Source organism: Sphingobacterium zeae, from assembly GCF_030818895.1.
GTDB classification, from domain to species: Bacteria; Bacteroidota; Bacteroidia; order Sphingobacteriales; family Sphingobacteriaceae; genus Sphingobacterium; species Sphingobacterium zeae.
Genome location: NZ_JAUTBA010000001.1, coordinates 3,227,784 through 3,251,881 on the forward strand (window position 1 = coordinate 3,227,784; position 24,098 = coordinate 3,251,881).

Below are 24,098 nucleotides of genomic sequence, written 5' to 3' on the forward strand. Positions count from 1 at the left end.
TCTTTCTAGTTTCTAAACCAATTGTTACGCCTAAAGAATAGGAAAGAAATTTTTGGCTTGGCACGTCGCAGTAGATGTTCAGTGGTTGTTAAAAATTGGACTGATGGATGAAATTGACGCACAGCAATACTCATTCCTTGATTTGGATTTTTCATAATATAAATAGTATTTATAATTGGTTTAGGGCATTTCGTTCGACATAGGTCGGAATGCTTGCCCTTTGTTGGATTTAAATGTCGTGATAACATTTTAAAATTAAAATACAGTCGTGTTTCATAATCATTGTAATTTGTAACATCCTTTTTTAACTTACTGTGATACAGATGTAAAAATTACGATGAGCATATGCGCTAGAAGATTTATTTTTCTTGCTTGTTGCTTATTTCAACTGTCGTTTTTATATTTGGCGGATTAACTAAACATGAAAGCGAAACAATTCATATGGATCTTGCTGCCATTGATGCTCCTACAGAGTTTCTCAAATGTATGGCTATGGTCTGTATTTGAACTGAATAGGGATTATATCGCACGCAATGAATGTGTAAATCGCTTCAATGAAAAAGCACTTTCCTGCCGCGGACAATGTGTATTGATGAAGAAAATGCGCGAACATGAGGAAAAAGAACAAAAAAATCTTGAATCTCGTATTATTGACGTAGTCTTTGTCGACAGCTCCCACAATTTTTCTTTTGATATATCTTCCTTAAGTAGCGAAGAAAATATTGGTTTGTCATACCCAGAATACAAACAAGATTATTCGTACAATCCCATTTTTACAATTTTCCATCCACCATTGGTTTAAATTATTTTATAGCATGTAACAATTGATAAACTATTCAATGAGATAGCTCTTTCAATTGCGATTGTCAAAAATAAATAAATCAAGATAACATGAACACATATTCCCGTATTGGGATATCTGTGGGCTTATTTTCATTTTTAACATGCCAATTTATTGCATGTACGCCATCATCTGTTTCAGATCGATTACCCATTTTAGGGGAAAGAGAGATTACTGAAACTGATAAGGACGGAATTAAGCTTATGGATACCCTATATCATACAATTCCCGATTTTACACTGGTAGATCAGGATAGCAACATCGTGTCTAAAAATACATTGAAAGGAAAAATCTATCTGGCCGATTTCTTTTTCACGCGTTGTCCCACGATCTGTCCCGTCACTTCCCGTAATTTGCTTCAAGTAGCAAAACACTTTGTCAATGAACCCCGGGTTGTCATTGTATCACACACGGTAGACCCCAAATACGACAGACCCTATGTGTTGAAGCGGTATGAAGCAGAACTGGGCGCACCTTCCAATTGGCTTTTCCTTCATGGGCCGAAAGCCGTGGTGTACAAGCTCGCTGGTGCTGACGGTTATTTCTCGTTCGCACAGCAAGATCCGAATGCTCCAGGAGGATTCGATCATAGTGGTGCTTTTACACTTGTTGATACTGCTTTTCGGATCAGGGCAGTATATGATGGTACAAAAACAGATTCAATTCCGAAAATTATAGCAGATATCCAGCTTTTGCTGAATAAAGGATAATAAAAAACAATTAAATGAAATTATCAAAACTAGTTTTCAAACTAACCGTAGCATTTTCAATTGCCTTATCGGCGATCGCTTGTTCGTCTGAAAATAACGCCAAAAAACATACTGGTGCCAAGGATTCCGTGACACCATCCATTCCCAGCGAATCCGAACTTATTCCGATCTCTGATACCACATACAATGAGCTAACATTTAAAGTCTTTGCTGATGCTAAACTTGACAATAAGTACCACACTGTTTATTTACAGGTAAAGGACAAAGATGGGAAACCTTACGATAGTTCATCCCTTGACTATTACCCACAGATGGATATGGGAATGATGAAACATGGAGGACCTTTTGAACATCCTATTGCTTTAGGCGAGGGCTGGTACCGTGGGGCAATAGTGTTTATCATGGCCGATATACCGGATATGGGACCAGGCTGGCATTTGTATACCCTCTTGGAAAGGGACAATATAAAAGATACCGTGGCCATTAAACTTCCGGTATCAGCCGCAAAGACAATGCGCACCATGAGTTCCGGTACCCGGGATGATAGTCGCGTATTTATATCTAACCTGCTACCTGACACAGTAAAGCAAGGACAGCATCCCATCAAGTTTTTGATGAGTAGGATGGAGCACAATAATTTTCCACCATTGGATGGATACGTCATCAAGCTGAAAACAAATATGCCATCTATGGGACACGGCTCTTCGGGCAATAAGGATGCTGAAGGAATAGGAAATGGCTACTATGAAGGCGAAGTTAACTTTTCCATGGCCGGACAATGGGAAATCATCGTTGAACTGTGGAAAGACGGCAAGAAAGCGAATCAGGATGATATTAAATATTTTGTTCAGGTAATTAAATAGTAATTGAAATAAAAATATGGAATTAGCATAACATACGGCTGTTTTTTCAACTCCAAATAGCTTCCAAGTTTGCGATAATTTTATAACCAACACACATATAAAAAATAAATTATTAAAATGAAAAAAAATCTAATGTTTTTATTGACTGCAGTTGCAGGTATTATTCTTTCATCTTGTGAGAAAGAAGTAGTTAAAGAAATCTTAACAGACAGCCAGGGAACAGCAACGCTCAAATTCGACGCAAGATATGGTGACCAGGATTTTGAACTGAACAAAAAATATGATTTCAAGCTGACCAATGAAAGTGGCACCTACAATCTTCAATTTGATTTTAGCAGATTCCGTTACTGGGTCAGCAATGTCAAGTTGATCAATGCTGCCGGACAGGAAATCTTGGTACCCAATTCATATTACCTGGTAGAGGAAACCCAAGAACTGGTCGTTGATCACTCCAATGATGTCTACCCTGCTACAAAAAGAGAAGAAATCCAGCTCAAAAATATTCCGGTAGGACAATACAAAAGTATCAAATTTTCGATCGGTGTTGAGCCTAAATATAATGATAACTTCTCATTGACCACAGGGGAGCTTGGCGTGCTGAACGGAATGGGGTTTGATGATGGATGGATGTGGTTTACAAGCTACAAATTCTTGAACCTGAAAGGAAATATCTATTGGGCTGATGGCAATCCAAACAAAAAAACATTATTGTGGGATATCGGTTCCAATGATCTCTATACTGGTGCAGAGAAAGAAGTTACATTTGATAAAAATATTGAAATCAGTGGTACCAACACTTCCAATATCAATTTTAATGTCGATGTGAAAGAGCTTTTGTCAACCACCCCTTATCCTTGGGCCAATAATACCATCAGTCAGACAACAAAAGATCTGATGAAAGGCTTGCGCGATACGTTTCTTTCCAAGGCAATAGTTTTCAAAGGAACTGAATCCAAAACAAAATAAGATCAGTAGGGATGTCAATGTCAAAAAATAATAAGGTACTGCATTTTGGATTTTTGTTGTTGGCCAATCTAATGTTTTCCTGTCAGAAGGAAACCATAGAAACGGTTGATCCGGAAGATAATACGCCTTACGTAATGGAAGTGCCCGCCAACTTTCCAAAGCCTGCCGCTATGCAAGACAATCCCCTGACCAAAGCTGGCGTCGAACTCGGACGGCACCTGTTTTACGAACCCTTATTGTCCTCTACCATGACAGTAAGCTGCGCAAGCTGCCATCATCAGGATCGTGCTTTTTCGGATGGTCTGATCCTTTCAAATCTTGGTATCTCTGGCAAAGCCCTGGATCGGCATTCACCTGCATTGTTCAATCTGGCCTGGGCCAATAATGGACTTTTTTGGGACGGCGGATCCAAAAATTTAGAATCGCAGGCCTTTGGTCCTTTGACGCACGAGGATGAAATGGGAATTTACTTTCCCGAAATGGTCGATCGTTTAATGGCAAAACCTCTTTATGTCGGTCTCTTTAAAGAGGCATTTGGAGAAAATCCTACGGCTGCGGGTGTGGTGAGGGCCCTGGCCCAGTTTCAGCGCACAATTATATCCGCCAATTCAAAATACGATCGCTACAAAAGGAAAGAGGGACAGGTTAGCTTCAGTGAAGACGAACGGCTGGGTATGCAATTGGTTCAGTCAAAATGTGGAGGCTGTCATTCTACAGACTTATTTACAGACAACAATTATCACAATAATGGTATAGATACCGATTTTAGTGACGATTCCAAAGATTGGGTTTACAAGGGGCGATATCGCATCAGCTACGATATCAAAGACTTAGGCGCGTACAAAACGCCTTCTCTAAGAAATGTCATGGTAAGCGCTCCTTATATGCATGACGGACGCTTCGCAACCATTGACGAAGTCTTAAAACACTATCGATCCGGAATAAAAAACACAATATATACAGACCGGCTACTTTTTCAGGCTAATGGAAATCCGGGGATTGCTCTTTCAGACAGAGAAGTAAAAGCGATCAAAGCATTTTTGATCAGCCTTACTGACGAGAAGCTACTTTCAGAAGCGAAATACGCTAATCCAAAGTAAAGCATCAAAAAAAAAAAACATAAAAACAAAAAATATGAAAACGATTCAATTTAATATTTCGGTATTCATTCTTGCTATTTCACTCTTTTTAGCTGCCGGATGTAGCAAGAAGGATGCACCTGCACCTGACGATACTAAAAAAGGAGTGTTCTCCATCGAATTTGACAATATCGTTGGCGATGAGACATTGGGATTTGATCCCCGAACCTATAAAAATGCCAGAGGCGAAACCTTCCGGATCAAGATATTACGATACTATATAAGTAACATTAAGCTCTACAAATCAGACGGCAGCGAATATGTGGTACCACAGGAAAAAAGTTACTTTTTTATCGAAGGTTCGGATAAAGCTACGCGGTTTGCAAAAGTTGAGGTTCCCGAAGGAGACTATAACAAGGTAAAGTTTATTATTGGTGTAGATAGCGCGCGTAGCACTATGCCAACGGAAGCACGCCAAGGCGTGTTGTCCTTCAATCCGGAAGAGGGACACGACGGTATGTACTGGGGATGGAATCAGGGATACATTTTCTTTAAGCTGGAGGGGTATTGTGATGCGATATCTGACGATCAGCAAGGGGATCCAACGGGCAATAAACAGTTTAAATATCATATCGGCGGATATGGAGGTTATAATCCCAAAGCACCTACGCTTAACAATATCAAGGAGATTACGATGGATCTAAATCAGGCTGGCATTGCACAGGTACGCGAAGGCTTGCGAAGCAATGTGCATTTGTTCGTTGATGTGATGAAAGTGTTCAATGGGCCTTACACATTTTCCATTGTGCAGCATCCAAATGTCATGTTTAGTGAATTCAGTCAGAATATCGCCAACAACTTTACCTCCTTGTTTACACATGACCATACCGAAAACTTTGTAAAAAGCGAATCTGAATTGTAACTATGAAAAAGTTTATTGTCTTTGCACTGGTCTTAGGCCTGGTCTGGGCCTGTCATAAAGCAGATGATATTACGGAGGATATATTTCCTGGCTTTGTACGTCCGGATAATTTTCCAGAACCCGTTTATAAGTTTGAACGTAATCCCATCACTTCGGATGTCTTCGAGTTGGGGCGGCAACTTTTTTATGAACCGCGTCTGTCACGCAACAATACCATTGCCTGTGGGAGCTGTCATATCCTTTCAGCGGCATTTACCCATCATGGCCACGATGTGAGCCATGGTATTGACGATAGGCTGGGCATACGAAATCCGATGCCGATTTTCAATATGGCCTGGCAAAAGGAATTCTTTTGGGATGGTGGTGTTTTCGATTTAGATATGTCGCCGGTTAACGCAATTACAAATCCTGTGGAGATGGACGAGTCAGTGAGTAATGTCTTGAGCAAACTGCGCAAAGATTCCGATTATCAGCAACGGTTCAAGAAAGCCTTCGGTAGCGATGGGATTACAGACGAGCGGTTCTTTAAGGCGCTTTCCCAATTTATGCTTATGGCCATTAGTGCCAATTCAAAGTATGATCAGGTTATGCGGAACGAAAATGGGGCCTCTTTTACAGATGCTGAGAAAAATGGCTACCTCTTTTATCAAAACAACTGTGCTCGTTGTCACACAGAGCCTTTGTTTACTGATCGTGATTATCATAACAATGGATTGTCACCCAACCATGCCAACGATATCGGTAGGGATACCGTTACCCTGAATCACAATGATCGCTATAAATTCAAGACGCCTAGCCTGCGCAACCTATCCTATACAGGCCCTTATATGCATGATGGCCGATTCTTGACTTTGGATCGTGTATTGGAGCACTATCGCAATGGTATGGTCGATTCAAAAACCCTGGATCCGGGATTTCGGAAAGCGGACGGTACTTTGGGTGTCCACATGTCGGATGAAGAAAAGGCTAATTTATTGGCGTTTTTAAAAACATTAAATGATGCCTCTTTCGTAAACAACAAAATATTGAGGGAACCTGGAAATACGGGTTTCGTGGTAAACTAAAATTAAATATGAAGCGAATAAAGATAAAACTATTAGTTCTAGCTATGGCCCTATTGCCCCTTTCATCATGGGCATGTGATATCTGTGGCTGCGGGGTAGGTAGCTATTATTTGGGTATACTGCCCCAGTTTAACAAGCGTTTTTTGGGTGTACGTTATCAGTACAAGACCCTACAGACCCATCTTGGACCCACTGGCAATCGGACGCCGATAAGTGCGGATGAGACTTATCAGACAATGGAACTGTGGGGGGCATGGAATTTTGGAAGCCGCTGGCGGGTTATGGCAATTGTTCCCTACAATTTCAATGAGCGTAAGATCCCTGGAAGTGGCGATATGGGGAAGATGGATGGGCTTGGAGATGTGGTCGTTTATGGTTATTACAAAATCTTCGAACAAATGGGAGGTACCCGCTCAAACAAGATGTTTAACCATTCCCTTTGGATAGGTGCAGGGATTAAAGCGCCTACTGGAAAATATGATAATTCTCAGCGATCATCAGCCAGTCAGGATGAACCCAACAACTTTCAGCTGGGTACAGCCAGCACAGATTTTATGGTCAATCTGGCTTACGACATCCGTATTATGGACCTTGGATTGAACACCAATGTAAGCTATAAGATGAATACAGAGAACAAGTACGATTATCGTTATGCGAATAAGTTTTCCGTCAATTCATTATTATACTACAAATTCAATATAAAAGATAAAGTCCGTATTTCGCCCAACTTAGGAGTAGGTTACGAAACACAGCCTAAGGACGTCACTATGGCACGATATGATGTAGCACAGTCGGGAGGATATAGTTTGGCCGGAATAGGCGGTGTCGAAGTCAATATGGGTAAAATCAGTGTGGGAGCCAACTATCAAGCCTTATTGTCCCAGGATCTAGCCGACGGACGTGCCAAGTCAGGTCCACGCTGGCTCACCCATATTTCCTATAGTTTTTAATCACCATAATATAAAAAGAGATGAACAAAAGAATTAATGTAATCCTTTCCTGTATGGGTATCGTCGGGATGATCGCTTGCGGCGGTAATGGAGAAAACAAAAAAGAAAACGATACCAGTAAAGCAGCAAACCAAAACGTGGCATCGACAGATGCGGCAATGTTGGATTTTAAATCAGATGGATCCAAGGGAGTGGGGCCTGTCAGCACAATCGAACACAAAGCATTTGATGCACAGCTAGCCAATAAAGGTGTAGAGCTCTTTGTTTCCAAATGTGCCATGTGCCACAATTTTGAACGCACTTTAGTGGGACCATCGTTGGATGGCGTTGTAAAGCGCCGTACACCGGAATGGATTATGAATATGATGCTGGATCCATCCACTATGCTTGAAAAAGATGCCGATGCAATAGCGCTGAGCAAAGATTTCAGTTCGCCGATGATTAGCTTAGGACTTCAGCAAGAAGAAGCCAGAGCTATTTTGGAATATTTGAGAGAACGTAATAGCGCCTCAAAATAAGTTTACCCATTTTATTTTTTACATTAAATATGAGACAATGGTTGTACCAAAAGAAAAACTAGATTTTTTAAGGATATTGATTCCTCTTCAAGCGGAATCGTGATTATGCCTATAGCCCAATTTTTACATGCTAAGAGATGCCAACCATTTTATAGTATTTGGTGTTATTAAGAGGGAAAGCGATTAAACTATACTTTTCAAGAAGGTGTTTGGAGCATATGGTAAAACTAAAGTCAAGATATATATATATCAATAGTATATTTTGCACAATATAGTTTTAGTTGTAACTTTGATTACACGATTAGTTTTTAAACTTGCCTGATCGAATTTGATCTTTACGTTACATTGACAATTATTTTTACTCCATAAGGTAATGGAGAGATATTTTAACACTTTATAAAAAAAATCACTAAATATTAAAAAACATGAAAGTACTATTTGTAGTCACTTCCCATGATGATTTGGGAAATACAGGACATAAGACGGGATTTTGGGTAGAAGAATTCGCTGCTCCCTATTATTCATTTAAAGATGTTGGCTTTGAAATAACCGTTGCTACTCCAAAGGGCGGGCAGGCTCCAGTCGATCCAAATAGCGAGGTTCCAGATGCGCAGACCGCGGCGACCGAAAGATACTATAAAGATGAGGAAGTACAGCGAATTATTGCCAATACCGAAAAATTGAGCGATCAAAAAGCAGGCGATTTTGATGCCGTATTTTATCCGGGAGGTCATGGTCCGCTTTGGGATCTGGCAAATGATAGGGATTCCCAACAATTGATTCTTGATTTCTATAATGGCAAAAAACCTGTAGGAGCTGTGTGTCACGCACCCGGTGTCTTTAAAAATGTAAAATTCGATAACGGTGAAGCATTTGTTAAAGATAAAAACGTAACTGGTTTTTCGAATAGTGAAGAAGCTGCTGTCAAACTAACTGAGGTAGTACCATTTCTTGTAGAGGATGAGTTAAAAAAATTAGGCGGTCATTATACCAAAACAGATGACTGGGGTGTGCATGTGGTGGAAGATGGTTTTCTTATCACTGGACAAAATCCTGCATCTTCAGAAACTGTTGCGGAGAAGCTTATTACACTTCTAAAAAAATAATAATAGACGATGAAAGGCAGTTTGTACTGCCTTTTGTCATTAAGCGGCACAACAACTCTACTTAATGTCAAATTAGTCACATGCACCCCACCTTACCGTTGCTGGACAAAATTTTTGAAGGTGGGAAAAAATAATAATAAAATGAACACTGAAATTCAAAATAAGATAAAAAACGTATTTGAAAAACAAAAAGACTTTTTCAGAACGCAGACCACGAAGGAAATTACGTTTCGCAAAATGCAATTGCAAAATTTCCGCAAGGTCTTTGCGAGTTATACTGACGCAATCTGTGAGGCTTTGAATATCGATCTTGGGAAAAGCAGGAAAGAAGCAGAATATGCCGAAATTCAAATTGTATTAAATGAACTTGATGATATGATCCAGAATATGGAAGAATGGGTAAAACCAACTTTCGTTAAATCAAAACCGCATACTTCAGGAGCTGATATCATTAGTAAATATATTTACGAGCCCTATGGCGTGAATTACATTATCGGTCCATTTAACTATCCTGTTCAGTTGACTTTCAGCCCGCTCATCGGTGCCCTGATGTCGGGTAACACGGCTGTAATAAAACCATCTGAAAACACCCCACATGTTGCACAGGTTATTGAAGATATCGTAAAAGAAGCGTTTGATGAAAATTACGTTGCTGTATTTCAGGGTTCTATCGAAGAAAATAGCTTCTTATTGACTCTTCCGTTTGATTATATCTTTTTCACTGGAAGTCCAAAGGTTGGTAAGATCGTCATGAAAGCTGCCGCTGAGCAGCTTATACCGCTAACATTAGAGTTAGGTGGAAAATCCCCAACGATCGTTCATCACGATGCTGACCTAGAAAAAGCTGTTCAGCGTATTTCTTCAGGCAAGTGGATTAATTGCGGACAGACCTGCGTTGCGCCTGATTATGTTTATGTTCATGAATCTATCAAAGACGAATTTATAGACCGATTTAAGTCGTATTTGAGAGCAACTTACGAAGACAAATCATTAGGAAAAATAGGGAAGATTGTCAGTCAGCATCAGATCAAAAACTTAGCTTCTTATCTAGAAGCAGCGTCAGAGAAAGTGATCTATGGCGGTAAATACGATCTTGAGACACGTCATTTCGAAGCTACACTCATGACAAATATAAGTTGGGAGGATGATGTGATGCAACAGGAAATATTTGGCCCAATATTACCTATCCTCACTTATACTGATATAGACGAAGCTTTAAATGAAATTAACAGTAGACCAAAACCTTTGGCGCTTTATGTGTTTTCGGAAGATCAAAAATTTGCAGACGATGTGATCGCACGATCAACAAGCGGTGATGCCGAAATTAACAGTACATTGATTCACGTAGGATCTCATTATCTCCCTTTCGGTGGAGTAGGAAATTCGGGAATGGGTAAATATCATGGTAAGTTCAGTCTAGAGAATTTTAGTCATCAACGATCTATTCTCCAAGTTATGTAGGATGTAACCTCAAATTTAATACAATAGAGGCTGCTTTGGTAAGAAGCAGCCTCTATTGTATTAAATGACTGATCGGGATAGTCGTTTCATTGATAGCATGAATAATATCCAGCTGTGTAAGTTACGAGCTGATAAATTTTAAAGTTTTGAGACCTGATGCGACTTTCAATTGTAATTTCTTAAAAGAAATTTATCATACACCATAACTTGCACAGTTTTTGTTTAGGTATCGTGAACTATTTAACGCTGCATTAGGTTGGTTATATAAGACCGTTTGCGCTGTCAATTTATTGGGTTCCTTAAGACAAAATATGAAAACTGTTTTTATTCTAGAAGATGAGGTTGGTATACAGGAAGTACTTGAACTTCTTCTATCATCACAAAATTATAATGTCGTAACCTTTTCAACCGTGAAGGAGTTCAACTGTAGGGAAATGGCTGTTCAGCCGGATTTATTTATGCTTGACGTGATGCTGCCTGATGGACTCGGAACCGAGGTGTGCCGAGAGCTTAAATGCGATCCAATAACATCTAAGGTACCGGTATTATTGATGAGTGCTCACGCTAAAATTATAAAAACCGATGATCCCCATAGCGCTGATGATTTTATGAGCAAACCATTTGATATCAACGATGTTATTTCAAAGGTTGATAAGTTGACCGCACTTCAGGCATAACACAGGCACGAATATAATGCTATTGTGATTAATGGGGGAATGGTAGGCTGAAGGAAAAGATACTACCTTCATTTTGATCACTCTCTACGCCTATAGTTCCATCATGGAGTTCTACTATTTCCTTGCATAGATAGAGACCTATACCAAGGCCCGCTGTTCCACCAGTGCTAATTTCCTTCACCCGATAATAACGTTCAAATATTCGTTCCTGGTCATCAAATGGAATGCCTTTTCCATGATCTCGAATACTAATTTTGATATTTTTATCCTCCAAAACATAATCTGTAATTATCGTCGATCCAACAGCAGAATACTTTATGGCATTGCCAATTAAGTTATGTATGACCTGCGCTATCTTTTCTCGGTCAGCATATAAATTTACTGCCCCACAAGATTTAAAAATAAAGTTATGGGTTTTGACAGTGAAGCATATCTCTTCTTCAATTTCTGAAAACAACAATTTAAAATCAAAAACTTTTTTATCCATATACATCATACCCGATTCCAACCGCGACACATTGAGAAAGCCATTAATCATACTTGTCATATAGTCAACTTGCTTTATAGATTTACCAAGCATATTTTGAGGAGCAGCTTCCTTTGTATGAAAGTCCATTTGCTGTAACATTTGCAGATAAGCTTTAAGCGATGTTAGTGGTGTCTTAAGCTCATGACTCACCATACCCATAAAATCATCCTTCCGCTGTTCTTCTTTTTTTTGCTCTGTCACATCCCTAAGTGTACCATTAAGACTTAGTGGATTTCCATTTTGATCGTAGAATACTCTTCCATTTGCCTGAAGAAGCCTTATTTTTTTATCAATCTTATTTTTAATCCTATATTCCACAAAATAATGACCATCGGACTCAGGACTAATCGCGTATTGAATTGCTGCCAACACATGATCCATATCCTCTGGTAAAATGACAGATAAGGCTTCTTGAAGATCTGCATTTTCATAAGTTGAAAGGCCAAACCAAGTCTTGAGCATGGAGTTACCCGAAAAATGATTTGTAGCAATCTGATAGTAGAAAGTGGCGAGCTCACCAGCTTCTATTGCCAGGGCGAGCATCTGCTGATTATTTTCATTCCGTCTTCTTTCCAAAAACTGTTGGGTAATTTCTTCTAGGATGATAAGCACACCTGAAATGTCGCCATCTCCTGAAAATATAGGCTGATAGATAGAATTTACGATCGCTTCTCTCAAGCCATCTTTGTGCAACAGTTTTACCGAGAATTCTGTATTAATTTTAGGCTCTCCGGTTTTATATACGTGTTTAATCCATTCGTTAACCGGCTGTCCCTGAAGCTCTGGCCGCGCACTTTCATGAGGAAATCCGATTAACTCTGACTCTTTGCGCCCCCAAATCTTGAGGATTGCAGGGTTGGCAATTTCAATGAGATGTTCGGGACCGTTTAACATGGCAATACCCACAGGTGCCTGCGCTATGATTGCTCGGATATACTCTCGACTATCTGCAAGCTGCTTTATATAGCTATTGAGTTCTTCATTCGTGGCGGTAAGTTCCTCAAGCGTAGCAGCCATTTCCTCATTGAGTGCCTGCTCTATTTCTTCTTTCTGCTTTATCTGCCTTAAAAACTCCCGGCGTGAAGTTACTTCGAGTGCAGTATTAAGAATACACCATGTTTTCTGATCTTGGTCAATGAGCGCTCTATATTCGTAATCAAAATAGTCCAATGTTTCCTTTCCGTTCTTGATCAATACGGCGGGAGCCTCAGAAACAGCATACGTCTTTCCGGTATGCCAAACGTCTTGCAACAGTTTTAGAAACGGCTGCCCCTCGAGTTCGGGAATAGCTTCCATTAACGGTTTCCCGATAACAGAAGATTCTTTACCCCAAAGTTCCAACATGCCTGCGTTAGCAAAGCGGATAATCATATTCTCACCGGAATATATAGCGGTAGGTGCAGGGGAGCAACCTAAAGCCTGAATAATTAATTCAGCACTAAAGCAACTATCAAATGGGCCTTCGGTTTGGGAGTTCATACACCAGCAAAAGTATGGAAAAGATAATTTATATTTATGAATAATTGTACTAAAATGCGCTATATGTTTTCTCATGCAACTTAATAATAGCTATAGTCTGCATGTTCTTGCGCATTTTCTGATTTTATTGTATCTGGCCAACTAGATTATCCATTTTTTATCGATCACATGTCATGTGATCTTTCAGATTTCTTCAAAATGAGATTAAGCTCCTTTATCTTCTTTGATAAAGTTTGCCTTTCAGAATTGGATTTCGTTAGGTTGACTGCCAGTTCGTAATGTTCAATAGCTCTTTTAATGTTCACGTTGGAATACAGGTAACCTAACAATTCATGATAATAATTGCTTTCAACTAAATTTAACTGTTTGGCTACAGCAATAGCCTCTTCGTTGCCATAAACTTTGGCAAAAGCAAAGGTTCGGTTTAATGCAGTAATGGGTGAATATTCAATTAAAATTAGTTTGTTATAAAGCTTTAAAATGTAATCCCATTTGTATTTATCGGTCGTTGTAGTATGCCAATAAGCAATTCCCGCTTCCAAATGATATTTTGAAAGTTCATTACCGGTCGTTGCATTTATCAGATAATAATTGCCTCTTTCAATAAGCGACTTATCCCACAAACTTTTATCCTGCTTGTCAAATAAAACAGCTTCGTTTTTATCATTCGTGCGTGCCCTAAGTCGTGAACTCTGAAAACACATAAGTGCCAATAAAGCATTACTTTCAGCTGTGTTTGTCAATGGATTCTCCGTCAATAACAATGTGAGTCGCGTTGCTTCTGAACAAAGATCTATTTTGATTTGCTGTTTGTTTGATTTGGAAAAATAGCCTTCGCTAAACAGCAAATACAATGTTCTCAAAACAATATCCAATCGTAAGCAAATTTCAATTTTTGTTAAACTTTTAATTTGAAAATTATCTTTTCGTAGATTTGCTCTCGCTCTTTGTAGTCTCTTTTTGATGGTCTCTGAATTTGTCAAAAACGCATTTGCAATTTCTTCAATGCTAAAACCGCAAAGAATCTGAAGTGCCAGGCAAATTTGGCTCTCATCTGAGTTAACAGGATTACACACCGCAAAAATCATCGCTAATTGACTATCAGAAACCATCTTTGAATCACACTCGAAATTCGGTTCAACTTGGAAGTGAGGCTGTATTTCGTTTTTAATTTTTTTTTCAAAAACCGATAGTTTCTTGAAGTAGTCTTTGGTTTTGTTTTTTGCCACCACATAGAGCCAGGCTCTCGGATTTTCGGGTATTCCGTTGACAGCCCAATGTTGCGAAGCTTTTAAAAATGTGTCGCTGACAATATCCTCTGCAATTTCTATATGCTTTAAACCAAAATTACGACATAAAACCGCCGTCATTTTTGTATACTCATGTCGGAATAAATGAGGCAGAAGCTCCATGGTATAGAATTTTGTTACACACTGCATTAAAATACACAAAACTTTCCAACAACAATGCAGTTGGAAAGTTTGCTTGGATTTATCTAATTACGTTTGACAACTTCTCGAACTTCAATACTTCCCCCCACTTGGGTAAAAATTGGATTGCCTTTTGCTATTTCTACCGCTTCTTCAATGTTATTTGCTTTCACAACAATATAACCGCTGATAAATTCTTTAATTTCTGTATAAGCTCCATCTGTTATCACATTGTTGGGCTTCACTATTTTCGCACTTCCCTCAAATGGCAAAAGTGTATTGCCTTTATCCACCAATTTGTTCTGTGATGCAATTCCAGCTAACCAATTCATACGTTCCTCAATTTGTTCAGGAGAAGGTTTGAAGTCTGAAATGTCCTTTAATCTAAAAATTAATGCAAATTCTTTCATATGTATAAAGTTTTTATTGTTTGCACTTAAGACGACTGATTAACAAATATAGGGACAATATCACGTTAATTTTAATTGCTTCCAGTTGCATCCTAAATACAACGATGGATCAGATCGCATTTTATTGATCTACATCATGAAAAAAAAACTTATAAAGTGATAATTTCAACCTAACAAAAAGATAATACAATGGAAATTACAGCCGCATTAGTAAAAGAGAAAGGTGGAAAATTCGAATTGGAAAAAATAACCTTAGAAGAACCTCGACAAGATGAGGTATTAGTACGAATTGTAGCAACCGGAACTTGCCATACTGATATGGCTGCCCGAGACCAGCAGACCGGCGATACACCATTTCCTATCGTATTGGGACATGAGGGGGCTGGAGTTATCGAGAAAGTAGGAGATGGTGTGACAAACCTTAAGGTGGGAGATCATGTTGTGTTAACGTTCGGTTTCTGTGGGGAATGCTACACTTGTCAGCATGGTAAACCTACCTACTGCGAAAATTTCCCAGCTTTGAATTTTGGGGGAGCACGTATGGATGGCTCTCATAGTCATCATCGCAATGAGCAAGATATTTTCGATAATTTCTTTTCTCAGTCATCCTTTGCCACCTATGCAATAGCAAATAAAAGAAACACTATAAAAGTTTCTGAAAAAGCGCCGTTAGAGTTATTGGGACCGTTAGGCTGTGGTATCCAGACTGGGGCAGGAGCAATCATCAACTCGTTGAAAGTGTCTCCGGGAAAAACAATTGTTATCTCTGGTGCCGGTGCTGTGGGATTGGCTGCTTTGCTGGCAGCAAAAGCATGTTCGGCTGCGCAGATCGTGTTAGTTGATATCAATCAAGAACGTTTAGATTTTGCGTTGGAACTAGGTGCAACCCATACAATTAACAGCCGTAATGAGAATGTAGTAGAAAGTTTACAAAAAATTTCCCCAAAAGGTTTTGACTTTGGTTTTGACACCACGGGCCGCAATGATGTCATTAATAGTACCTTATCAAACCTGAAGTCCCTTGGACAAATGGGAATTGTTGGAGTGGCTACAAAGCCCCTTGAAGTTGAAATGAACGCATATGTACTTAAGGGAATTAAATTAATTGGAATTGTGGAGGGAGATAGCGTACCGACCGAATTTATCCCTGAGATGGTACAGATGTATCTGAATGGACAGTTCCCTTTTGATAAATTGATTAAGAAATATAAATTTGAAGATATCAATCAAGCCATAGAAGATTCCGAATCAGGAAAGACCATTAAACCAGTAATTCTTATTGGTGAGTACAACGCTTAATCAAAAATAATGTATAAGTCAGTAGCAGTAAATGTTGCTGACTTTTTATGTTGAATATTTAGGTCCATTACATCAGTTATTTATGGGTTAAAGTTAATAGGGCTAGAACTATTTAACATGTTATCGGTTTATAGCAAATAAATTGATTACATTTGTCTTATTGATCTTATCGCATGAATTCTCCCAAAAACATTGATCCTGAGTCGTTGCTCAGTGTACTTTTTCACTCACCAAATGCTACGGCAGTCTATCAGGGAGAAGACATAAAAATATTAACCGCCAACTTAGCAATGCTTAATTTCTGGGGAAAAGACAGATCCATTGTTGGTAAAAACCTACAGGATGCCGTTCCTGAACTGAAAGGACAGCCTTTTGTTGATATTCTCAAAGGAGTATGGTATTCCGGTGAAACTTACATCGCAAAAAACTGTTCCGCATTTCTTCAAAAAGATGGTGTGCTCCAAGAATTTTTCTTTGATTTTGAATACAAAGCTATTTTAGATGAAGCTGGCTGCACAGCGTATATACTGCATACTGCTTCAGAAGTTTCAGAACGTATGGAAGCGTTAAGACTTGCAGTGGAAAAGTCACTTGCGGAAAAAAATCTTAACGAAAAACTTTTTGCCATAAATGAGGAATTTAAAGTAATAAACGCAGATCTCCTATCTAAAAACGAGGAACTCATTACTTCAGAAGACAATCTTCATAAGCTATTTTCTTTGTTGCACGAGCAGCAGCAGCTTTTCCGAATTATGATTGAGCAGTCTCCTGTTGCCATGGCTACTTTGAAGGGTCCTGACTTTGTTGTGGATGTGGTTAATCAGCATGTTCTTGACATTTGGGGTAAAGATCGCTCTGTATTGGGGATGCGGCTTGCTGACGCGCTGCCTGAACTGAAAGATCAGCAATTCCTCGATATTTTGAAAAATGTTTATGAAACCGATCAACCTTTTTACGGAAAAGAGCTTAAGGCCCTACTTACCGTAGATGGGGAAACGCTAGAGCGCTATCTTAATTTCGTTTACCAGCCTACGAATGGACTCTCAAAGGAAGAAAAGCTTATTCTTATTGTGGCGACGGATGTTACAGAACAGGTAAATAGTCGAAAAGCAATCAATGAAATAAATACCCGACTGGAGATTGCAATGGATGCTAGTAGATTAGGTTCTACCGAGGTGCAGCTAGCAACTGGAAAGATGGAGAGTACAGATCGATTTAAGATGAACTACGGATTTATGCCAGAGGAGGAATTTTGTTACGCGGATCTGTTTGAGGCAATGTATCCTGAGCATAGGGATAGGGTAAAAGCACTCGTGCAGCAGGCCATTCGTACCAATGGAATTTATAGTACCGAGTACCCTGTCAAATGGCGCGACGGCTCCACTCATTGGATTCAGGCTCATGGACGTCCTCGTTACAATGATATGGGTGTGGCGGATCGGATGGTAGGCATGACATTAGATATTACCGATCGTAAACTTTTTGAGCAGCAGAAAGATGACTTTTTAAGTATTGTGAGCCACGAATTGAGAACGCCAATAACGGTTTTAAAAGCTTCCCTACAGTATCTTGAACTTTTAAAGGATAAGCCCTATAGTAATCTTCATTCAAAAATGATCAACCAATCTTTAAGGAGCGTGGAGAAGATGAACGAATTGGTGGCTGAACTATTGCAAATACGTCGCCTTACTGAGGGACAGCTTGAAATTAAGAAAGATTGGTTTAATATGTTTGATCTTCTTCAGCATACCTGTGACCATATTTGCTTTGAGAAAGAATATCAACTGGTTGTTTCGGGAAATCAAACTGCAAGCGTGTATGCCGATGAGCATAGGATCGATCAGGTTGTTATCAATTTTGTCAATAACGCCATGAAGTATGCGCCGATGTCGAAAGAAATTCATCTAAATGTCGAGGTACTGGAAAATCAATCGGTAAAAGTCTCTGTCCGCGATTTTGGCATAGGCATCGAGCAAGAAGCCCTGCCTAAATTATTTGACAGATATTATAGGGTAAGTCATTCGGGTAAAGAATATTCTGGATTAGGACTTGGTTTATACATCTGTTCTGAAATTATCAGAAAACATGAAGGCCAGATAGGAGCCCAGAGTGTTGTTAATGAAGGAAGTACATTTTGGTTTATCCTACCGAATGGCAAGTTACCTGATTAGATTATGCTGTTTGGTTCTGAATTGAACGCAGTCGCTGCAGAACTAGATTGTAATGGTGAACGCATTGATAAGCTCGCCGGATATATAGAGGGTATTAATGCGAATAAACAGACTAGCCTTACAGTCGCATCAATTCTTTTAGGCGCTGTGACGACGGTGACTGCTACCACTGTAAATAACAAAAAAGCTTCACAACGGATTTAGTATTTCAAAACAATAATGCCCAAATTTATCCAAGTTCCATCTGGGGGATTATTCCAAAGAAGAATTTCATCAATTCCGTAAATCTTTCCCTAGTCGAAACAACGAGACAGCGTTGGTTACAATACGGCTTGGACGACAAAAAGGATAGCTCACTGGAGAAACTCTACTTTAGAGATGGTGGTATTTTCGCCGCAGTAGAACTTCATGATCTGGCAAATATGCACAATGAATTGCAGGCAATACCCGATCCGACAAAGAAAATGGTTTTACTTATCCAAGATAGAAATTACTTTTAACATCATTGCGATCACGTTTTCTTTGGTCGAAGGAATTACATTATGAACAATTGTATAACCTTCGACAAAAGGGATAAGAAAGCTCACAATATCCTCAGGTTTGCAGCAAAATTTGGCAACCAGATTGATCATCCAAAGACAATATGTTTTATAATATGCTTCTACTGCATGCTGCAATTCTTTATTTCTGGAGGCCAAAGTCCATATTTCCTGAAACATTAGTGTTTGATGACTAGATTTGCTATTGATTAATAACATGCTCAATACTTTTTTCAGAAAAGTATTTTTATCGGGGAGACTATCCTCAGTTAAAAGTTTTATAGCCTCTGTAAGCTCCTTTTTACAACTTTCAAAGTAAAACTCAACTGTGGCAATGAAGAGGAGATTCTTATCCCTATAATAATATTGGAGATTACTTAGCGATATATTGGCACGTTTAGCAACCATTCTCATCGATAGCTTTTCCGCTCCTTGTTCAGTAAGGATCGCTATCGTTGTTGATAAAATGTGATTTAAACGCTCTTCTTTTTTATCCATCCTTCAAATTTAAAAATAAATCTTAAAAATTTCAGTTATTTAGGTCGAATGACCTATATTTGAGCTAGGTCAAATGACCTAGGTTTTAATTTCATAGAATAGCAATAAAAAACATTCGAAAATGAAAAATACAACAATTTTACACACAGCCAATGAATTTGTATCCAAAGGAGATAATGAAAGCTTCTTATCATACTGTACGCCGCAAACAAAATGGGTTTTCGTCGGTGATCGGATTTTAAATGGAAAAGATGAAGTTCGTGCTTACATGAAAGAGTTTTATAAAGAGCCGCCAGTTTTCAACGTTGAAAAGACAATTGAAGAGGGCGATTTTGTTACAGTGACTGGAGAAATCCGACTGAAAAGTAAGACCGGAAAATATGAACATTTTGACTATTGTGATATTTGGAGATTTGAAGATGGAAAGATAGCGGAGCTTAAAGCCTTTGTCATCCAGAAACCCTAATAATTTCTACAAAACACATCCATATTGAACTAATATTATAGATATATCATGATTAAAATAGTAGTTTTAAACAATACCAATGTTGATGCAAATATTCAAAATCAAGTTTTTGAACTATTTAAGCAATTAAGCCCCAATAAGCGACAATCAAGATTGGATGAAATTTTAACGGAAGATAATAAGGTTACCGTACTTGCATGCTTTTCGAGTGACAGAATAGTCGGCATTGCCTCAATGGCCGTCTATCGTGTAATATCGGGCAGAAAAGGCTGGATTGAGGACGTCGTCGTAGACAAGGAATATCGCGGAATGGGAATCGGGAGGATACTCATCGAAAAATTGCTAGCTATCTCCAGCGAACTGCAACTCAGTGAAGTGCTACTATTTACCGAAGAACACCGCACATCGGCTATAGAATTATATCAAAAGCTTGGTTTTAATAAAAGGGATAGCAACATCTATATATTAAAGAACTAATCAAAATTATACAAATATTATCGACGTAAAGATTTGAAGTCATTGCAGTTTCAATTTTGGTTGTATTAAATTTGTACTATTTTTTTGCAATATGAGAAAATAGCAGTAATTGGTGGATTGGGTAACTTATCAGGTGGTGATCTTTTTCTAAAGCTACTTAAAGATCAGCGTGTCTTAAAAGAACAAAATAACTATCATTTTATTTTTGAACAGCATCCCTACAGTCAGATAAATTCACCTTTACATCATGTAGAAGTATGAAGGATCCGATGTACACGTAAAAAAGAAGGATAATCCGATAAATTATCCTTCTTTTTTTCTAACTATCATATGAATAGCCAATAGGCTTATACATATATTAAAGTTTTACGGCTAAATTAGCGGAAAAACGCCTAGGCATCATTTGGTTGACGTAACTACCCCAGTATAGCTTATTTGTGAGGTTGTCCACTTTAAAGCTTATCCGAAATCTTTTGATGTCATAACCCGCCACAGCATTCATGACCACGTATTCCGGAATATGAAATTCACCATACTGACGCGATTGACTGATGTAGGCTTTGCTATTATAATTACCACCTGCACCAATTGAGAATCCCTGTAAGGCTGTAGCCTGAAATGCATAGTTTACCCATAAATTGACAGTTTGCGCTGGTCCCGTCCACTGACGTAATCCATCGATATCGGCATTTGTATTTATGGAGTAAGCTTTATTGTAAGCATATCCAGCAATAATATTGAAACCTTTGACCATGTTGACAATCAATTCTGTTTCCATGTCCGCTACTGATTTGTCCCCCGTCCTGTATAGTGAAACCATTGCGGGTGGGATCAGGTCTGAGGATATCGTTCACTTTAATATCATAATAACTTATTGTCGAGTTTAATTTGCCATCAAGCAAATTAAGTTTGAGACCAGCTTCCCATTGATTAGCATTGCTTGGCTTAAAAACCGTTCGTGCACCATCGGGCTGTATAGCAGGACCATTGTTTGCGAATCCGTTCATGTAATTTCCAAATAAAGATATTTTGTCTGGTATAAGCTGGTACACGAGTCCCAATTTCGGCGAAAGATTTGTTTGGCTAAACTTTCCGGTAACCGTATCAGCCGCCAGATCGTATGAGCCCCCAGATGCAAAGTGGTCAATGCGAAGGCTCGCCATGGCCAAAAAATTATGAGTTATATTAAAAACATCAGAAAAGTAGGCGCTATAAGTACTTTGTTCACTGATTGTACGTATGGGATTTAGTGTGGCTAAAAATGCATCTACAGTAGCTTTCGAAATATGAGTATAAGCTGGATCTTTTCCTTTTAGACCGATACGGTCGAACGGGTAGGCAATAATGAAGTTTTCATTGGATCGGGCGTTATAATAATCCAGCCCCACTACCAAACGGTTGCGATGGCCGGCAAGCTCAAAGTCTCCAGTGAAATTTTGTTGAATTTCAATACTATTATAATTTGAGTTACTATATCGGATGTTTCTATTCACACTGTCCTGCATAATTTCATTCCATACGCGGTAGCCAACACTGGAGTGTTTTGTTTGCGAGATCAGCGTTTGTGACTTCCACTTAGCTGACAATTGATAAGCGGCTTCAGCATAAATGCTAACGGATGGTTTAGATTCCGTTAGGTCGTTCCCATGATAATATCTCTTCCAGTTGATTCCCAAGCTTTCTGTGCTTTTTTTTGTGAATGACATTTCGGGAAATAGGCGATGGAAGTCATTTGCTTTCTGTTGATAGATCTCCGCATCGATCGAAATTGTTAAACGATCATTTACTTTATACAAGAGAGATGGTGCAATAAAAAGACGTTTGGTAAAACCTGCATCCATGTAATTGCCTTCATCGTGGTAAGCAATATTTGTGCGCATCAGAAGTCCAGCATCTTTTACCAGGGGGGTGTTAATGTCGGCAGTAATTCTATTCAGGTCGAATCCGCCCAATGTATATGAAATCTCCCCCTTAGCTATGTCGAAAGGTTTCTTTGTCACCCGGTTAATCAATCCACCAAACGAGGTCAAACTATTTCCAAATAAGGTGGCCGACGGGCCTTTCAATACTTCGATGTGTTCAATATTAGCGACTTCCAAACTATTATCTTTTCTATCCTGGATGCCATTCCTAATGAAACTGTTGTTCTCAAAACCGCGCATATAAAAAGAGTTGCTTCCATTGACCAGACCCTGGCTCACACCGGTTACATTTTTTAGCACATCATTGTACGTCACGATGACCTGTTCCTGCAAAATTTCCTTGGGCACAACATTGTATACTTGGGGATTCTCCAAATTTTTTAAAGGTAACTTTGCTACCTGTTCGGATTCTTTCTTTCCAAACCTGCGGTATCCCGAGATTTCGATGCCGTCAAGTACCCTTTCTTTTAGACTTAATACAAAGTCTACCACCATTTCCTGACCATTAAGTAATGTGATTTGTTTTGACTCCATGTTTGCGCCCAAATATTTGGCAGAGATTATATAATTTCCAGCTTGTAATGTGGTAAAGCTGTAATCTCCATTATTGTCAGTTTGGACTGTTTTTTTGCTTTCCGAAAGCGACACCGTTACAAATGGCATTCGTTCCCCAGTTTGTGATTTTATTGTACCACGCACTGCTGCTGCTTGGCAGAATGCTTTATGGGACAATAAAATCATAACTAAAATAAAAAAAATCCCTATGGGATTAAAAAAGTTAAAATTGATCGGTGGTTTCATGTCAATGATATAGATGATTATGACTACAAGGTTGTATTTAATATTTATTTAGAACAAATATAAATAATAAACCTGTACTCCAAAATACTATTTGAATTTTGTGAATGAAGCAGCGTACCTCATGTGGGTAGCATCCAACTACGGAAACATTTTTTTGAATTGACCTAAATGCTTTCGTTAAAAATTTCTTTAGAAAATGAAACGGCATAGAATTGAGCAAGTAATAAAAGTTATTCATTGTTTCTCCATGAATAGTACTATTTAAGATGTCGTTTATACCTTGATATATATTGCTATCCCCAATAGTTTTGCATACAAATATTATATACGAATACGATGGATAATAAGAATAGTAATGAAGAACATTTTAGACCTTATGGTACAATTGCATTTATGTTTATGTTGTTGATTTTAACGGCGCTTGTATGGTTTAGCGTTTATTACATTCAGATTGATAGAGCTTAAACAAATAATATCATGGTAGATAAATACGAACTAAGAGCGATTATATCAAGTGGAGTACTTTTGTCCCTATTTTTCTTTGCAGTATTATACAATTCATACAGCCGGAAAATTGATATGCCAACTTGTGTGCCTTTTGAGAAAACTTTTGAGAAATCGGCAGTAAAAAAGATAGATGATGGGCTATACGAAATTTATCTTGTCGCACATATGTGGACTTTTGATCCGGAAGAAATCGAGATACCTGCTGGTTCAACAGTTGACTTTTACCTAACCTCAAAAGATATCGTCCACGGTTTTCATATTAATGAAGAAGGTGTTAACATGATGGCTGTTCCAGGAACAATCAACAAAATTACCACCAAATTTGAGGAGGAGGGTACGTATCGCTTTGTATGTAACGAATTTTGTGGTACAGGCCATCAGAACATGATGGGTAAAATAATTGTGAAATAAAT

General features: G+C 38.7%; 23 protein-coding genes. 17 read left to right on the forward strand and 6 right to left on the reverse strand.

The genetic code is table 11. The features are described 5' to 3' along the window. The first annotated feature begins 421 nt into the window (after positions 1-421). The 12 genes from QE382_RS13475 (at position 422) to QE382_RS13530 (ending at position 11,157) form a co-directional block, all read left to right on the forward strand. Positions 422-802 carry a hypothetical protein gene (locus QE382_RS13475; protein WP_307186349.1) on the forward strand — a complete coding sequence of 127 codons (381 nt, stop codon included), beginning with the start codon at positions 422-424 and terminating at the stop codon, positions 800-802. An 89-nt stretch (positions 803-891) separates the two neighbouring features. Next, the gene (locus QE382_RS13480) at positions 892-1,551 is read left to right on the forward strand and encodes an SCO family protein (RefSeq protein ID WP_307186350.1); all 660 of its coding nucleotides are present in this window, start codon (positions 892-894) and stop codon (positions 1,549-1,551) included. Positions 1,552-1,565: 14 nt separating this feature from the next. Further along, entirely contained in the window at positions 1,566-2,414 is an 849-nt protein-coding gene (locus tag QE382_RS13485; RefSeq protein WP_307186351.1) for a FixH family protein, read from the forward strand. 117 nt (positions 2,415-2,531) lie between these two features. Beyond that, a complete protein-coding gene (locus QE382_RS13490) occupies positions 2,532-3,380 on the forward strand; it encodes an MbnP family protein (RefSeq protein ID WP_307186352.1) in 849 nt (282 codons plus the stop codon). Positions 3,381-3,397: 17 nt separating this feature from the next. Next, positions 3,398-4,480: a cytochrome-c peroxidase gene (locus QE382_RS13495; RefSeq protein WP_307186354.1), complete on the forward strand. Its 1,083-nt coding sequence runs from the start codon at positions 3,398-3,400 to the stop codon at positions 4,478-4,480. 34 nt (positions 4,481-4,514) lie between these two features. Next, complete coding sequence (locus tag QE382_RS13500) at positions 4,515-5,381, forward strand: MbnP family protein (RefSeq protein WP_307186355.1); 867 nt, start codon at positions 4,515-4,517, stop codon at positions 5,379-5,381. 2 nt (positions 5,382-5,383) lie between these two features. Continuing rightward, positions 5,384-6,445, forward strand: a complete 1,062-nt coding sequence (locus QE382_RS13505; RefSeq protein WP_307186356.1) for a cytochrome-c peroxidase — start codon at positions 5,384-5,386, stop codon at positions 6,443-6,445. 8 nt (positions 6,446-6,453) lie between these two features. Then, complete coding sequence (locus QE382_RS13510) at positions 6,454-7,395, forward strand: transporter (protein WP_307186357.1); 942 nt, start codon at positions 6,454-6,456, stop codon at positions 7,393-7,395. A 20-nt stretch (positions 7,396-7,415) separates the two neighbouring features. Beyond that, positions 7,416-7,913, forward strand: a complete 498-nt coding sequence (locus QE382_RS13515; RefSeq protein WP_307186358.1) for a c-type cytochrome — start codon at positions 7,416-7,418, stop codon at positions 7,911-7,913. 425 nt (positions 7,914-8,338) lie between these two features. Further along, positions 8,339-9,019, forward strand: a complete 681-nt coding sequence (locus tag QE382_RS13520; protein WP_307186359.1) for a type 1 glutamine amidotransferase domain-containing protein — start codon at positions 8,339-8,341, stop codon at positions 9,017-9,019. Between the two features lie 141 nt (positions 9,020-9,160). After that, complete coding sequence (gene mdlD, locus QE382_RS13525; protein ID WP_307186360.1) at positions 9,161-10,480, forward strand: NAD(P)-dependent benzaldehyde dehydrogenase MdlD; 1,320 nt, start codon at positions 9,161-9,163, stop codon at positions 10,478-10,480. Positions 10,481-10,791: 311 nt separating this feature from the next. Then, positions 10,792-11,157 (forward strand): response regulator, encoded by a 366-nt coding sequence (locus tag QE382_RS13530; protein WP_307186361.1) that lies wholly within the window; start codon positions 10,792-10,794, stop codon positions 11,155-11,157. Between the two features lie 28 nt (positions 11,158-11,185). Here QE382_RS13530 and QE382_RS13535 read toward each other — a convergent pair whose 3' ends face one another. The 3 genes from QE382_RS13535 to QE382_RS13545 all read right to left on the reverse strand — a co-directional run bounded on the left by QE382_RS13535 (position 11,186) and on the right by QE382_RS13545 (position 15,005). Then, on the reverse strand, positions 11,186-13,165 hold the full coding sequence (locus tag QE382_RS13535) for a PAS domain-containing sensor histidine kinase (protein WP_307186362.1): 1,980 nt from the start codon (positions 13,163-13,165) through the stop codon (positions 11,186-11,188). Between the two features lie 164 nt (positions 13,166-13,329). Continuing rightward, complete coding sequence (locus QE382_RS13540) at positions 13,330-14,616, reverse strand: RNA polymerase sigma factor (protein ID WP_307186363.1); 1,287 nt, start codon at positions 14,614-14,616, stop codon at positions 13,330-13,332. 44 nt (positions 14,617-14,660) lie between these two features. Next, on the reverse strand, positions 14,661-15,005 hold the full coding sequence (locus tag QE382_RS13545; RefSeq protein WP_307186364.1) for a YciI family protein: 345 nt from the start codon (positions 15,003-15,005) through the stop codon (positions 14,661-14,663). A gap of 189 nt (positions 15,006-15,194) precedes the next feature. Between QE382_RS13545 and QE382_RS13550 the strand changes: the two genes are divergently transcribed. Then, positions 15,195-16,304: an NAD(P)-dependent alcohol dehydrogenase gene (locus QE382_RS13550; protein ID WP_307186365.1), complete on the forward strand. Its 1,110-nt coding sequence runs from the start codon at positions 15,195-15,197 to the stop codon at positions 16,302-16,304. Positions 16,305-16,477: 173 nt separating this feature from the next. Next, on the forward strand, positions 16,478-18,475 hold the full coding sequence (locus tag QE382_RS13555; RefSeq protein WP_307186366.1) for a PAS domain-containing sensor histidine kinase: 1,998 nt from the start codon (positions 16,478-16,480) through the stop codon (positions 18,473-18,475). A 470-nt stretch (positions 18,476-18,945) separates the two neighbouring features. Here the strand turns inward: QE382_RS13555 and QE382_RS13560 are convergent, their stop codons facing one another. Next, positions 18,946-19,512 carry a TetR/AcrR family transcriptional regulator gene (locus QE382_RS13560; RefSeq protein WP_307186367.1) on the reverse strand — a complete coding sequence of 189 codons (567 nt, stop codon included), beginning with the start codon at positions 19,510-19,512 and terminating at the stop codon, positions 18,946-18,948. Between the two features lie 121 nt (positions 19,513-19,633). Between QE382_RS13560 and QE382_RS13565 the strand changes: the two genes are divergently transcribed. Further along, entirely contained in the window at positions 19,634-19,978 is a 345-nt protein-coding gene (locus QE382_RS13565) for a nuclear transport factor 2 family protein (protein WP_307186368.1), read from the forward strand. A gap of 48 nt (positions 19,979-20,026) precedes the next feature. Further along, positions 20,027-20,455: a GNAT family N-acetyltransferase gene (locus tag QE382_RS13570; protein WP_307186369.1), complete on the forward strand. Its 429-nt coding sequence runs from the start codon at positions 20,027-20,029 to the stop codon at positions 20,453-20,455. Between the two features lie 358 nt (positions 20,456-20,813). Here QE382_RS13570 and QE382_RS13575 read toward each other — a convergent pair whose 3' ends face one another. Together QE382_RS13575 and QE382_RS13580 are read right to left on the reverse strand one after the other, a co-directional pair. Beyond that, the gene (locus QE382_RS13575) at positions 20,814-21,233 is read right to left on the reverse strand and encodes a TonB-dependent receptor domain-containing protein (RefSeq protein ID WP_307186370.1); all 420 of its coding nucleotides are present in this window, start codon (positions 21,231-21,233) and stop codon (positions 20,814-20,816) included. After that, on the reverse strand, positions 21,166-23,178 hold the full coding sequence (locus QE382_RS13580; protein ID WP_307186371.1) for a TonB-dependent receptor: 2,013 nt from the start codon (positions 23,176-23,178) through the stop codon (positions 21,166-21,168). The genes QE382_RS13575 and QE382_RS13580 overlap by 68 nt, the downstream gene beginning before the upstream one ends. Before the next feature lie 477 nt (positions 23,179-23,655). Here QE382_RS13580 and QE382_RS13585 point away from each other — a divergent pair, with 477 nt between their 5' ends. Then, positions 23,656-24,096 (forward strand): cytochrome c oxidase subunit II, encoded by a 441-nt coding sequence (locus QE382_RS13585; protein ID WP_307186372.1) that lies wholly within the window; start codon positions 23,656-23,658, stop codon positions 24,094-24,096. Positions 24,097-24,098: the final 2 nt, after the last annotated feature.